Annotated in this window: 12 protein-coding genes; 9 read left to right on the top strand and 3 right to left on the bottom strand. The window is 62.4% G+C overall.

Going from position 1 to position 13,155, the window contains the following annotated elements; all coding sequences use genetic code 11:
• Positions 1-3: 3 nt before the first annotated feature.
• Both CO664_RS04270 and CO664_RS04275 read left to right on the top strand, forming a co-directional pair.
• Complete coding sequence (locus CO664_RS04270; RefSeq protein ID WP_097538005.1) at positions 4-1,224, top strand: DUF2333 family protein; 1,221 nt, start codon at positions 4-6, stop codon at positions 1,222-1,224.
• 86 nt (positions 1,225-1,310) lie between these two features.
• Positions 1,311-2,990, top strand: coding sequence for a formate--tetrahydrofolate ligase (locus CO664_RS04275; RefSeq protein WP_097538006.1), 1,680 nt, complete (start codon positions 1,311-1,313; stop codon positions 2,988-2,990).
• Positions 2,991-3,011: 21 nt separating this feature from the next.
• On the opposite strand, the gene CO664_RS04280 is transcribed toward CO664_RS04275, so the two are convergent.
• On the bottom strand, positions 3,012-3,521 hold the full coding sequence (locus CO664_RS04280; RefSeq protein WP_097538007.1) for a DUF1993 domain-containing protein: 510 nt from the start codon (positions 3,519-3,521) through the stop codon (positions 3,012-3,014).
• Between the two features lie 267 nt (positions 3,522-3,788).
• Between CO664_RS04280 and CO664_RS04285 the strand changes: the two genes are divergently transcribed.
• Complete coding sequence (locus tag CO664_RS04285) at positions 3,789-4,259, top strand: YiiD C-terminal domain-containing protein (RefSeq protein ID WP_097538008.1); 471 nt, start codon at positions 3,789-3,791, stop codon at positions 4,257-4,259.
• Here the strand turns inward: CO664_RS04285 and CO664_RS04290 are convergent.
• Positions 4,256-5,077 carry an extensin family protein gene (locus tag CO664_RS04290; protein WP_097538009.1) on the bottom strand — a complete coding sequence of 274 codons (822 nt, stop codon included), beginning with the start codon at positions 5,075-5,077 and terminating at the stop codon, positions 4,256-4,258. The genes CO664_RS04285 and CO664_RS04290 overlap by 4 nt on opposite strands.
• 248 nt (positions 5,078-5,325) lie before the next feature.
• Between CO664_RS04290 and CO664_RS04295 the strand changes: the two genes are divergently transcribed.
• From CO664_RS04295 to queF, 5 genes are all read left to right on the top strand, one after another.
• Positions 5,326-7,437 carry a TonB-dependent receptor gene (locus CO664_RS04295; RefSeq protein ID WP_097538010.1) on the top strand — a complete coding sequence of 704 codons (2,112 nt, stop codon included), beginning with the start codon at positions 5,326-5,328 and terminating at the stop codon, positions 7,435-7,437.
• A gap of 123 nt (positions 7,438-7,560) precedes the next feature.
• Positions 7,561-7,605, top strand: coding sequence for a trpE operon leader peptide TrpLE (gene trpLE / locus CO664_RS30935; RefSeq protein WP_178385068.1), 45 nt, complete (start codon positions 7,561-7,563; stop codon positions 7,603-7,605).
• A 114-nt stretch (positions 7,606-7,719) separates the two neighbouring features.
• Complete coding sequence (locus CO664_RS04300) at positions 7,720-9,909, top strand: anthranilate synthase (RefSeq protein ID WP_097538011.1); 2,190 nt, start codon at positions 7,720-7,722, stop codon at positions 9,907-9,909.
• A 178-nt stretch (positions 9,910-10,087) separates the two neighbouring features.
• Positions 10,088-10,999, top strand: coding sequence for a cation diffusion facilitator family transporter (locus CO664_RS04305; protein WP_097538582.1), 912 nt, complete (start codon positions 10,088-10,090; stop codon positions 10,997-10,999).
• A 58-nt stretch (positions 11,000-11,057) separates the two neighbouring features.
• The gene (gene queF / locus CO664_RS04310) at positions 11,058-11,522 is read left to right on the top strand and encodes a preQ(1) synthase (RefSeq protein ID WP_037414901.1); all 465 of its coding nucleotides are present in this window, start codon (positions 11,058-11,060) and stop codon (positions 11,520-11,522) included.
• 36 nt (positions 11,523-11,558) lie between these two features.
• On the opposite strand, the gene CO664_RS04315 is transcribed toward queF, so the two are convergent.
• Positions 11,559-12,137, bottom strand: coding sequence for a HupE/UreJ family protein (locus CO664_RS04315; RefSeq protein ID WP_097538012.1), 579 nt, complete (start codon positions 12,135-12,137; stop codon positions 11,559-11,561).
• 230 nt (positions 12,138-12,367) lie between these two features.
• On the opposite strand from CO664_RS04315, the gene CO664_RS04320 reads away from it, so the two are divergent.
• Positions 12,368-12,952, top strand: coding sequence for an ATP-dependent Clp protease proteolytic subunit (locus CO664_RS04320; RefSeq protein ID WP_037414905.1), 585 nt, complete (start codon positions 12,368-12,370; stop codon positions 12,950-12,952).
• Positions 12,953-13,155: the final 203 nt, after the last annotated feature.

Consider the following 13,155-nt stretch of genomic DNA (forward strand, 5'->3'; position numbering starts at 1 on the left):
GACATGCTCGATCCGATCGTTGTATTTTTTCAGCGCGTGTTCACGGCGATCGGCCGCGGCATAGGTCTGGCGGTCTCCTGGCTCCTCTGGCCCTTCGTGGCGCTCGGCAACTGGTATCGGGCGCGGAGCTGGATCATCAAGGGGCCGATCGGACTGGTGCTGCTCGGGCTGATCTTCTTCTACGGCTATTTCATCTGGCAGACGCAGGCCTGGACCAATTTCGATCCAGACTATGTCAATCGCTACAAGCTCGCCGAGCGCAAGGTGCCGGCGGGTTCGCCGATCAGCGGCCCGGGGGCCACGACGGGACAATCCGGTAGCGCGGCGGCTACGAGCCAGGCCGCAGCCGTGGTGCCCTCGGACGGGTCGACCACGGAAGCGCTCGACATGGTGCAGTTGCCGGCCGGCACGGTCTGCCAGACCTCGGCGACCGTCGATGTCGCGGCCGATCTCATCGACCTCAACGTCAACCAGAACGCCTGGATTTCCTCGATGCTCGCCTACAAGCTCGGCCTGTTCGGGATGGACTGGGACGACACGCCCTGGCTCGACAACAAGGCGTCGTTCCAGCGCGGCATCAACCAGGCGGTGCGCCGCACCAGCGTCGAACTGGTCGACTCGCTTGGCCGGGTGCGCGGTACCTCCGGCGTCAACAACGACCTGCAGGCCGCACGCGGCAACATTCAGTTCGACGAGGAAACCTGGTATTTCGGCATCAATCCTTTCGGTCCGAAGACCCCGACGCCAAGCTTCTACCGTGCCGCCGAGCGCGACCTTCGGAAATTCAACGTTTCGCTCGGCAAATGCGAGGCGATCTTCGACGGCCGGTCCGACAACATGGTCGAGTTCCTCGACCGCATCGCCAACGATCTCGGCAATACGTCGGCGATCATCCGCGAGCGTTCGGAATTCCACAATGGCGGCTGGTTCGATACGCGCGCTGACGACCGTTTCTGGTTCGCCTTCGGCCAGCTCTACGGTTATTACGGCATTCTCTCGGCGGCCGGTGCCGATTTCGAGAATGTCGTCGCCCAGCGCGGGCTGACGCCGATCTATACGGAGACGCTGAAGCAATTGCGCTCGGCGCTGCGTATCCAGCCGCTGATCATCTCCAACGGCCGCGAGGACGGCTGGATCATGCCGACGCATCTGGCGACGATGGGCTTCTATATTCTTCGCGTGCGGTCCAACCTGGTGGAGATGCGCGACATCCTTGCCCGCTGACGGCCGGCATGGCAGCGTAAGCACAAGGAAACGGAGCGCGCATCCGGCAGAGGAGGCGGGATGTACGCACCAAACAGGGGGAAGCCATGGGGGAGGTCAAGTCCGACATCGAAATCGCGCGTGCTGCGCGCAAGCAACCGATCATGGAGATCGGGGCTAAACTCGGCATTCCGCCGGAGCATCTGCTGCCTTACGGCCATGACAAGGCGAAGGTCAGCGCCGAGTTCATTGCCGCGCAGAAGGATAAGAGAGACGGCCGGCTGATCCTGGTGACGGCGATCAACCCGACGCCGGCCGGCGAGGGCAAGACGACGACCACCGTCGGCCTCGGCGACGGCCTCAACCGCATCGGCAAGAAGACGATCGTCTGCATTCGCGAGGCCTCGCTCGGTCCCTGCTTCGGCATCAAGGGGGGTGCTGCCGGCGGCGGCTATGCGCAAGTGGTGCCGATGGAGGATATCAACCTGCACTTCACCGGCGATTTCCACGCCATCACCTCGGCCCACAACCTGCTCGCCGCGCTGATCGACAATCACATCTATTGGGGCAACGAGCAGGCGATCGACATTCGCCGCATCGCCTGGCGGAGGGTGATGGACATGAACGATCGGGCGTTGCGCCAGATCATCGGCTCGCTCGGCGGTGTCGCCAATGGCTATCCGCGCGAGACCGGCTTCGACATTACCGTCGCTTCCGAGGTCATGGCGATCCTGTGCCTTGCCGCCAACATCAAGGATCTGGAAAAACGCCTCGGCAACATCATCATCGGCTACCGGCGCGACAAGAGCCCGGTCTATGCGCGCGACATCAAGGCGGACGGGGCGATGGCGGTGTTGCTCAGGGATGCGATGCAGCCGAACCTGGTGCAGACGCTCGAGAACAATCCGGCCTTTGTCCATGGCGGCCCCTTTGCCAATATCGCGCATGGCTGCAACTCGGTGGTGGCAACGACGACGGCGCTGAAGCTTGCCGACTACGTCGTGACCGAAGCCGGTTTCGGAGCGGATCTCGGCGCCGAGAAATTCTTCGACATCAAGTGCCGCAAGGCCGGCCTGAAGCCGGACGCCGCCGTCGTCGTCGCCACCGTCAGGGCGATCAAGATGAATGGCGGCGTGAAGAAGGACGATCTCGGCAAGGAGAATCTCGAGGCGGTCAGGAAGGGATGCGCCAACCTCGGCCGCCACGTGCAGAACGTCAAGAAATTCGGCGTGCCGGTGCTCGTCGCGATCAACCACTTCACCTCCGATACGGAGGCGGAAATCCGCGCAATCAAGGACTATGTCAGGACGCTCGGTTCCGAGGCGGTCCTGTGCCGGCACTGGGCCGAGGGATCGGCCGGCATCGAGGAACTGGCGCATAAGGTCGTCGATCTCGCCAATGCCGGCCACTCGCAGTTCTCGCCGCTCTATCCGGACGACATGCCGCTCTTCCATAAGATCGAGACGATCGCCAAGGACATCTACCACGCCAGTGAAGTGATGGCCGACAAGGTGGTGCGGGATCAGCTGAGGACCTGGGAAGACCAGGGCTATGGCCATCTGCCGATCTGCATGGCGAAGACGCAATATTCCTTCTCCACCGACCCCAACCTGCGCGGCGCTCCGAGCGGCCATGCGGTGCCGATCCGCGAAGTCCGCCTTGCGGCCGGAGCCGGCTTCGTCGTCGTCATCACCGGCGAGATCATGACGATGCCGGGCCTGCCGAAGGTGCCGTCCTCGGAGAAGATCCGCCTCAATGAGGCGGGCTACATAGAGGGGCTGTTCTGACGGTGGTGCAGTAGTGCCGGCTCAATCGAGACCGCCGATAAAGTCCGCCTTGCCGAGCGGCACGCCCTTATGGCGCAGGATGTCGTAGGCCGTGGTCAGATGGAAATAGAAGTTCGGCAGCACGAACTTCAGCAGATAGTCGTCGCCTCTGAAGGTGACCTTCAGATTCGGGAAGTTGAGGGTCACCTCGCGCTTCTCGCTGCCCTCGAGGTGTTCCGGTGTCACGGTTTCGAAGAATGCCACCGTCTTGTCGATCCGCTGACGCAGATCGGCAAAGCTCTGCTCATCGTCGGGAAACCGCGGCACTTCAAGCGTCGTCAGTCGAGCGATGGCGTTCTTGCTGGTGTCGCTCGCTCGCTGGACTTGACCCGACAGCGGCAGCATGTCCGGCGCGAGCCGCGCGCTGAAGAGTTCGTCGAGCGGCGTGCCCGATTTGGCGGCAAAGGCCTCGCCCTTGTCGAGGAGCCCGCCGAGCGCGGAAAAGCCGCGTGTGAAGACGGGGACGGAGAACGTGTAGATTGTCAAGGGCATGGGAGTGTTCCTCGTTCAAGGCGTTGTGGTCGGCACCGGAGATAGATCGTATCGCTCGTCCGCGGGTTCAATCGGTTGCGGAAATCTTTGCCAGTCCGAAAGAGAATTCGTGCTGAATCCGGCCCGATTTCCGCTGGAGCGAGATGAGCAACGTGTTTGCGGTCTTCCGCGCGCATCCACTCTATCCTACGTGTACCGCTCACGGTTTGTGATGGGTCCATTCGGCTCAAAGCATCGTGATCCAAGGTGCTCTACATTGGACGCACAATGACACCCTCGGAATTGCAGGCCTATCTTCATACGCATATTCCCCTTTCGGCCGCCATGCAGGTGGAGGTGGAATCGGTGGAGTGGGACCATGTCCTCCTCCGGGCGCCCCTGGCGCCGAACATCAACCATCGCGACACGGTTTTCGGCGGCAGCGCTTCGGCACTTTCGATCCTCGCTGCCTGGTCGCTGCTGCATGTCCGGCTTCGTGGGAGTGGCATCGCCAGCCGCCTGGTGATCCAGAGCAACCGCATGGACTATCTGAGACCGATCCTCGGTTCATTCTCGGTACTTTCGAGTCTCGAAGATGCCGACCAATGGCCAGGCTTCCTGCGTCTGCTCGAACGGCGGGGCAGGGCGCGTCTGACGGTGACGGCCGAACTCATGGCCGAGGGTGAGGTCGCCGGCACCTTCTCCGGCGAATTCGTGGCACTTGGATACGGGAACGCGAGCATTGACGGAGGCGGCTAGCGGCAATAGCGATAGCCGTTCTTTCGTTCGATGACGTCGAAATGCAGGTGTGTTTCATGGGCCGCGTCGCTGCCCGGATCGAGGACGGTCGTGAAGTAGAGGCAGCCGGAGGCGGTCACGGCGCGCTGGAAGGCGCCGGTCAGAGTGCCGTCTTCGTCGCGCGGCTGGATTTCGACGGTCTTGCCGTCTGCGAGGCTGAAAGAGGCGATGTCGACAGCGTTACCGCGTGCGTGCTCGGAGATCTTTCCCGTCTCGGCATTGTTCCTTAGCCGACAGACATAGGTGGAGGCCTGATTGAGGGCCGAAAGACGGGCGTCGGCTCCGAACGCGGCCTTTGCTGCCGGAGCGGCCGTCTCCTTCACCCATCGGGCGAGTGCCAGGGCCGTTTCGCAGCGCATCACTCCCTCGGGCTCAAGAGCGACGCCCGGCAGGACCGAACGGACTCTGATCGGCCTGTCGATGCCGCAGCCCTTGCCGTCGTCGATGCGGGCAGTCTCCGCAAAGGCGCTGCCGATCTCCTTGAGCGCGGCCAGACAGGAGGCATAGGCTTTCGGGTCTTCCTTTTCGATCGTCAGAAGCGCTTCCTCGCGGAGAGAGTCGTCTTTCCACCCAGGCGGTAGGTCTTTGCCAGCCCCGACATTTAAGTTTTTTTGATCGCTCGCTTGAGGTTTTCTCTGCGGCGCGGCAGGTTTTGGCGTGGGCGTCGGCTGTTCGCCTTGATCGGTGTCAGGCCTCGCTACGGGTAGCGGGCCTTCCTTCGGAAGCGCCGCCCCCCAGAGCACGAGGGCGGAAATCAGTACCACTCCGACAGCGCGCATGCAGGTCCTTTCCGTTTGTCACGGTCAAACGCACGAAAGGCCATCCTGTTTCAAAATGTGCTGAAACTGAGGAGGACGGACGGGATATATGTGCCCTAAAATTATATTGACTCTTTCAGTCATGTTTTTTATGTGGCCCAAATAAGGCGATGACGTGACTGGATTCGCCGATTCCGACACCTGCCCAGCCAGCCCTTGAGTTTGCCGCTCAACAGCAAGCCCGGCCAACAAACTCAAAGGACTGGTCCATGCTCAACCGGCATCATCGCCTGGCTCTTCTCGCATGCACGGCGACACTCGCATTGTCCGTCGCCTCCGGCAGCTTCGCGCAAAGCGCGACAACATCCCAGCCGACAGAGGCCGAAGAATCGGAAGCGGCAAAGAAGGGCGAGACCTATCTCTCGCCGATCGTCGCCAAGGGCGGACGCGAGGCCGATCCCTATACGAAACCCGGTCCTTCGAGCGTCGTCAGCACGGACCAAATCGAGCTTCAGGCGGGCCAGGAGACCGACGATCTGCTGCGCAGCGTGCCCGGCACGTCGACGGCCAACAACCCGCAAAATCCCGGCGTTGCCGTCAATATTCGCGGTTTCGAGGGCTCCGGCCGCGTCAACATGATGATCGACGGCGTTCGCCAGAACTTCCGCTTCACCGGCCACGAGGCCCAGGGCTTCGCCTATGTCGATCCGGCCTTCCTTTCCGAGATAGACCTGACCCGCGGCGCCGTCACTGGCATCGGAGGCGGGGCGCTGGCCGGTTCGGTCAATTTCAAGACCTATGACATCGAGGACCTGATCCAGGACGGCAAAAACTATGGCGGTCAGGCCGTCGCCACCTACGGCAGCAATGGCGCCGGCTGGTCGGAATCCTTGCTCGGCGCCTATCGCTTCAACGACGTCTTCTCTGTGCTTGGCGGGATCAGCAAGAGCGATCCGGGTAATTACGACAATGGCGACGGCATCGAAGTTCCCTTCACCGAGGAGGATCTGCTTTCCGGCCTCCTGAAGGCCGAGATCACGCCGGACAAGGACCATTCTTTCAAGTTCAGCGCAATCTCCTACGACAATGACTTCTTCGCGAACTCCTATTTCCAAAACGTCAGAAACCAGACGGTCAGCGCGAACTACGCCTACACGCCCGACAATGAACTGATCGATTTCCGCGCCAACTCCTATTGGAACCGCCTGCGGATGAAGTACGATACCAACCTCCTGGGTGCCGGCGGCGCGGCGGGGCGGCGGATCACCGACACGGGTATCGGCTTCGACATTTCGAACACCTCGACATTCGATTTGGGCGAAGTTGCCGTGCGCTCCAACTACGGCGTCGAATATTTTCAGGATGACTACGATGTGATCAACAGCACGGCGCAGCCGACCGGCGGCGTCAACGGCGGCGGCAAGAACGCGACGACGGGCATCTTCAATTCGACGACCTTCACCTATGGCATCGTCGACCTCACTGCCGGCCTGCGCTACGACCAATTCAACATCGACGGCACCGGATCGGTGAGCGCCGGTAATCCGCTCGGCATGCCGGCAGGCGCCTATAGCGTCGACGAATCGGACGGCCGCCTCAACCCGAGCGTTACGCTCGCCGTCAATGCCACCGAGTGGCTGCAGCCCTACGTGACCTATGCCGAGACCTCGCGTGCTCCGACGGTCAACGAAATCTTCGTGGGCGGTTCGCATCCGGGCGGCTTCCAGATGTTCTTCCCCAACCCGTTCCTCCAGCCAGAAATATCCAAGGGCTGGGAAATCGGCGCGAACATCAATCTGGACGACCTCATTGCTACGGGAGACAGCTTCCGCCTGAAGGCGAACTATTTCCATAACCGGGTGGACAATTACATCACTGCGGCTTTGGCCAACGGCGGGATGCAAATATTCTTTGTCAACAATCCGGGAATATCCACGGTTCAAGGCTTTGAACTGCAGGCAGCCTATGATGCCGGCTATGTCTTCGGCGACCTTGCCTACACGCATACGGAGAGCGACCTCCCGTCACAGGTCAACGGCTTTGGCGTACAGAGCTTCCTTCCCGATGACATCGTAAGTGCGACCCTCGGGGCACGCTTCCTCGAGGAACAGCGCCTCACGGTAGGCACGCGGATCCATGCCGTTTCCAATGCCTTCATCGGCGAGGAGAATGCGGGGGCAAGCGGCTCCGCCACCGTTCCCGGCTACGGACTGGTGGACCTCTTCGCGAACTACAAATTCGAGAACGGTCTCGAACTCACCGGCAGTGTGACGAACGTCTTCGACAAGACCTACACGCCGGCGTCGAGCACGATCGCCGGCAGCACGGTCGACACCGGCCGCGGTCGGACGTTCCTCGTCACCGCGAAGGCGAAGTTCTAGGCTCCGTTGCCTGACTGCATGGAGAGGCGGCTCGAAAGGGCCGCCTCTTTTCTTTCGGCGCGCGAACATTCGGTGCTGTTTTCCCGCTTGCGTGAGGCCGCAAGCCACGCTAACACTTCGCCCATGGCAAACACGCAGAACATTTCGATCTGGTGGTGGGCTCGCTGAGGCGGCCTTGACCAGTCATGCGTGATTGAGACATGAAGCCGCCCGGAGATTTCGAGGCGGCTTTTTTCGTATTCGAGCCGCGTGGAATGACCGGGCTTTTACGGAGCGAGGCGAATGGCAACGGTAATTCTGAAAGACGGCGCGGAGAGTTACACCACGAATGGCGGCATTGTCGTGACGCGCCGGCGGCGCGACGCGTCCTATGCGGATGCGATCGCCTCCTATGTGGACAGGCTGGACGAGCGCCGCGGTGCGGTGTTCTCGTCGAATTACGAATATCCGGGGCGCTATACCCGCTGGGACACTGCCGTCGTCGACCCGCCGCTCGCCATCTCCTCCTTCGGCCGCTCGCTCTGGATCGAAGCCTATAACGGGCGCGGCGAGGTGCTGCTGGCGCTGATCGCCGAGCACCTGAAAATGGTTGCCGACATCACGCTCGGGACGCTGACGGCCCGCCGTCTCGATCTCACCATCAATGAGCCCGACCGCGTCTTTACCGAGGAAGAGCGCTCGAAGACGCCGACGGTCTTCACGGTGCTTCGCGCCGTGACGAACCTCTTCCATTCGGAGGAGGATGCGAGCCTCGGCCTTTACGGCGCCTTCGGCTACGACCTTGCCTTCCAGTTCGACGCAATCGACCTGAAGCTCGCCCGGCCGGACGACCAGCGCGACATGGTCCTCTTCCTGCCGGACGAAATCCTCGTCGTCGATCACTATGCCGCCAAGGCCTGGATCGACCGCTACGATTTCGCCAGGGACGGTGTCTCGACCGAGGGCAAGGCGGCGGAGATTGCTTCCGAACCGTTCCGCACCGTCGACAGCATCCCGCCGCACGGGGATCATCGCCCGGGCGAATACGCCGAGCTCGTCGTCAAGGCGAAGGAGAGCTTCCGCCGCGGCGACCTCTTCGAAGTGGTGCCTGGGCAGAAATTCTATGAGCGCTGCGAAAGCCGCCCCTCCGAAATCTCCAACCGGCTGAAGGTGATCAACCCGTCGCCCTATTCCTTCTTCATCAATCTCGGCAACCAGGAATACCTCGTCGGCGCCTCGCCGGAGATGTTCGTGCGCGTTTCCGGGCGCCGCATCGAGACCTGCCCGATCTCCGGCACGATCAAGCGCGGCGACGATCCGATCGCCGACAGCGAGCAGATCCTCAAGCTCCTGAACTCGAAGAAGGACGAATCCGAGCTCACCATGTGCTCGGACGTCGACCGCAACGACAAGAGCCGCGTCTGCGTGCCGGGCTCGGTCAAGGTGATCGGCCGCCGCCAGATCGAGATGTATTCGCGGCTGATCCACACGGTCGACCATATCGAGGGGCGGCTGCGCGACGACATGGACGCCTTCGATGGCTTCCTCAGCCACGCCTGGGCGGTCACCGTCACCGGCGCGCCGAAGCTCTGGGCGATGCGCTTCATCGAGAGCCATGAGAAGAGCCCGCGCGCCTGGTACGGCGGGGCGATCGGCATGGTGGGCTTCAACGGCGACATGAACACCGGGCTGACCCTGCGCACGATCCGCATCAAGGACGGCATTGCCGAGGTGCGGGCGGGGGCGACGCTGCTCTATGATTCCAATCCGGAAGAGGAAGAAGCCGAAACCGAACTGAAGGCCTCCGCCATGATTGCAGCCATTCGCGACGCGAAATCCGCCAACAGCGCCAAGGCGGCGCGCGACGTCGCCCCCGTCGGCGCCGGTGTCAATATCCTGCTGGTCGATCACGAAGACAGCTTCGTCCATACGCTGGCCAATTATTTTCGCCAGACGGGTGCGACGGTGACCACCGTGCGCACGCCGGTTGCCGAGGAAATCTTCGATCGGGTGAAGCCGGACCTCGTCGTGCTTTCTCCCGGCCCCGGCAGCCCGAAGGATTTCGACTGCAAGGCGACGATCAAGAAGGCGCGGGCGCATGAACTTCCGATCTTCGGCGTCTGCCTCGGCCTGCAGGCGCTGGCCGAGGCCTATGGCGGCGATCTCAGGCAACTGGCGGTCCCGATGCACGGCAAGCCGTCGCGCATTCGCGTGCTGGAGCCGGGCATCGTCTTCTCCGGCCTCGGCAAGGAAGTGACGGTCGGGCGCTACCATTCGATCTTTGCCGATCCGTCGAGCCTGCCGCGCGACTTCATGATCACCGCCGAAAGCGAGGACGGAACGATCATGGGCATCGAGCATCTCAAGGAACCGGTGGCGGCCGTGCAGTTCCATCCGGAATCGATCATGACGCTCGGCGGAGACGCCGGCATGCGGATGATCGAGAACGTCGTGGCGCACCTGGCGAAGAGGGCGAAGATCAAGGCCGCCTGAGGCCCTCGCTGACGACCCCTTGAGAGTAATCGCGAGAGTGCGATCGCGCCTTTGACAAGCCGTTCATTATCGCCCATATGAGGCATGAAAATCCGCCTGCGCGAAAACCCGCGCGGGCGGTTTTGCGTTTCAATGGGCATGCATTTGCAACTCGTTTGCATCTGCACGAGGAATGAAGATGACCGCGTCCGACAGTCGAACGGTTCTAAGGCTCGCCTTTTGGGGCATCCCGCTTTCTCTCGGGGTCATGGGGCTGAAGCTGCTTGCCTGGTGGGTGACAGGGTCGGTCGCATTGCTGTCAGACGGCCTGGAGTCCGTAGTCAACGTCGTTGCCGCGGTGATCGCCTACGCGATGATCGGCTACGCAGCGAAGCCGGCGGACGCCGGCCACCCCTTCGGGCATCACAAGGCGGAGTATTTCTCGGCGGTCATCGAAGGTGTCCTGATCGTCGTGGCGGCGCTGTCCATCCTTTGGGAGGCCGTGCCCGAGATGATGGCGCCGTCCTTGCTGAAGGCGCCGGCGCTCGGCCTGGCAATCAACTTCGCTGCCGGTGTCGTCAACGCGATCTGGGCCTATGTCCTGATCCGCGCCGGCAGGGCGCATCGTTCGCCGGCACTCAGCGCCGACGGACATCACATCCTCTCCGACGTCGTCACGTCGGCCGGGGTGCTCGCGGGTCTTGTTCTTGCCGTTGCCACCGGCTATGCAATTCTCGATCCCTTGCTTGCCGTGGTCGTCGCCGCCAACATCCTGTTTCAGGGCTGGAAGGTCATCTCGCGCTCGATCGACGGGCTGATGGACAAGGCCGTGCCGGCGGAGGAAGAAGAGGCGATCAAGCAGGCGATCGCCGCCAATGCCGGCGGGTCGCTCGGCGTCCATGACCTGAAGACGCGGCAGGCGGGTCCGGTGACCTTCGTGGATTTTCACATGGTCGTGCCGGAGGCGATGCCGGTCGGCGACGCCCATGATATTTGCGACCGGATCGAGGATGCTATCCGCGCCGTTCATCCGGGCGCAAGGATCGCCATCCACGTCGAGCCGGAAGGCGAAAAAGCGCACGGCGTGCGCGTCAAAACCAGAACGGGATGACGAAAAAAGGGTGTGCGGTGCTTTGCCCGCATCGCTCCAAACTTAAGGAACCAGGGAAATGCCGAAGACCGACGTATCAGGACTTTCACAACTGGGGGCGAAGGTCGACCTGCCGCAGAGCCCCGAGGAGGCGGTGCTCGAACGCGTGCCGAGCGGCCATGAGGGTACGGATTTCCTCGTCCGCTTCACGGCGCCGGAATTCACCTCGCTCTGCCCCATGACCGGACAGCCGGACTTCGCCCACATCGTTATCGACTACGTACCGAACGGTTGGCTGGTCGAATCGAAGTCGCTGAAGCTGTTCCTGCATTCCTTCCGCAATCACGGCGCCTTCCACGAGGATTGCACGATCGACATCGCTAAGCGGCTGGTGTCGCTTCTTTCTCCGAAGTGGCTGAGGATCGGCGCCTACTGGTACCCGCGCGGCGGTATCCCAATCGATGTGTTCTGGCAGACCGGCAATCCGCCCGCAGGCGTCTGGCTGCCGGATCAGGGCGTGCCGACCTATCGCGGCCGCGGCTGAAGCGGCGGGAAGCCCGCCGCCCTTGCGCCGGTATGGTCAGCCGAAGATCATCGCGGCGCCGGCCAGCGCGGTGACGCCGCCGAGAAGGCGGGCAAGCGTGCCGTTGCTCGAAAGCCTCGCGAGCGCGATACCCAGGCCAAGGCCGGCGGCGTGCAGCAATGCGGTTGCGGCGATAAAGCCGAGAGCGAAGGGCCAGGCGCCGGCCAGCCCCAGTTCGCTGCCATGGGCATGGCCGTGGAAGAGGGCGAAGATGCCGACGATCGCAGCGGCCGGCGCCACGTCGAGGCGCACGGCGATCGCGACGATCAGGCCGAAGGCGACGACCGAGGCGAGGATCGCAGGCTCGGCGAAGGGCAGGGAAACGGCGGCGAGCGCCAGTCCGAAGCCGACAGTCATCATCCCGACGAAGGCAGCAGGAACAGTCCAGAGCGCGCGGCCGCCGATCTGCGCGGCCCAGAGGCCGACGGCGACCATCGCCAGAACATGGTCCGCGCCGAAAAACGGATGGGAAAGACCGGCCGCCAGCGAACCGTGCTCGACCGGGTCGAGATGCGCGAAGGCGGGCGCCGCGGAAGCGCCGAGTGCGGTGGTGGCAATGAGCATGCGTGTCTTCATTATGGTCCCCACTTGTCGGCGTGCACGGGAGGCAGCCCGTCCGCTCTGATGACGCGCTGATCTTATTGGGCTTTTTCGCGCTGTCCATACGGCATTTGACGGTGCAACCATTTACCATTGCGGCAGCGCTCGGGGTCCGAACCTTTATTCACTGGCGGTTTGCATTGTCATCGGCATCGAGTCGCATTATCTGACCTTGAGACATTTCACGAGGAGTCCGAAGAATGCGGATGAACGACGACGACCAGGAAGAAAAGAAGACCGAACTGCCGCTGGGCAAGGAAACCGAGGCGAACCTTTTCAAGTCTCGTTCGATTTTCATCTACGGTACGATCAACCAGGAACTGGCGCAGAAGGTCTGCTCGCAGCTGGTGGCGCTTGCCTCGGCCAGCGACGAAGACATTCGCATCTTCGTCAACTCGCCGGGCGGACACGTCGAATCCGGCGACAGCATTCACGACATGATCAAGTTCGTGAAGCCGAAGGTCTGGACGATCGGCACGGGTTGGGTGGCCTCCGCCGGCGCGCTCATCTTCGTCGCTCCGCCGAAGGAACGGCGCCTTTGCCTGCCGAATACCCGCTTCCTGCTGCATCAACCGTCCGGCGGCACCCGCGGCATGGCTTCGGACATCGAGATCCAGGCGCGTGAAATCATCAAGATGAACGAACGGCTTAACAAGATCTTCTCCGAAGCGACCGGCCAGCCGGTCGAGAAGATCGCCAAGGACACGGACCGCGACTACTGGCTCGGCGCCGACGAGGCGAAGTCCTATGGACTCGTCTCGCGGATCATCACATCGGTCGCGGAGATTTGACGTCGGGTCACCCCAGCGAATCGCCCCTCATCCGGCTGCTGCCACCTTCTCCCCGCAGGCGGGGAGAAGGGTTCTGCCGCACCGTTCTGCCTATTTATGTTGACTTCGACGGCTGCCCCGCAGGCTATTGGTGAAGCCTCAGCTAACACGGGCTACACCCATCAGCTCCCTTGCTCCGCTTCGCCAAGCCGTGTATAGGCACT

Source organism: Sinorhizobium sp. NG07B (assembly GCF_002532005.1).
Lineage (GTDB): Bacteria > Pseudomonadota > Alphaproteobacteria > Rhizobiales > Rhizobiaceae > Sinorhizobium > Sinorhizobium fredii_C.

Bases quoted from the DNA above. Each gene is read 5' to 3' on its own strand.
- CO664_RS04270 (WP_097538005.1), top strand. From the start codon at position 4: ATGCTCGATCCGATCGTTGTATTTTTTCAGCGCGTGTTCACGGCGATC.
- CO664_RS04275 (WP_097538006.1), top strand. From the start codon at position 1,311: ATGGGGGAGGTCAAGTCCGACATCGAAATCGCGCGTGCTGCGCGCAAG.
- CO664_RS04280 (WP_097538007.1), bottom strand. From the start codon at position 3,521: ATGCCCTTGACAATCTACACGTTCTCCGTCCCCGTCTTCACACGCGGC.
- CO664_RS04285 (WP_097538008.1), top strand. From the start codon at position 3,789: ATGACACCCTCGGAATTGCAGGCCTATCTTCATACGCATATTCCCCTT.
- CO664_RS04290 (WP_097538009.1), bottom strand. From the start codon at position 5,077: ATGCGCGCTGTCGGAGTGGTACTGATTTCCGCCCTCGTGCTCTGGGGG.
- CO664_RS04295 (WP_097538010.1), top strand. From the start codon at position 5,326: ATGCTCAACCGGCATCATCGCCTGGCTCTTCTCGCATGCACGGCGACA.
- CO664_RS04300 (WP_097538011.1), top strand. From the start codon at position 7,720: ATGGCAACGGTAATTCTGAAAGACGGCGCGGAGAGTTACACCACGAAT.
- CO664_RS04305 (WP_097538582.1), top strand. From the start codon at position 10,088: ATGACCGCGTCCGACAGTCGAACGGTTCTAAGGCTCGCCTTTTGGGGC.
- queF (WP_037414901.1), top strand. From the start codon at position 11,058: ATGCCGAAGACCGACGTATCAGGACTTTCACAACTGGGGGCGAAGGTC.
- CO664_RS04315 (WP_097538012.1), bottom strand. From the start codon at position 12,137: ATGAAGACACGCATGCTCATTGCCACCACCGCACTCGGCGCTTCCGCG.
- CO664_RS04320 (WP_037414905.1), top strand. From the start codon at position 12,368: ATGAACGACGACGACCAGGAAGAAAAGAAGACCGAACTGCCGCTGGGC.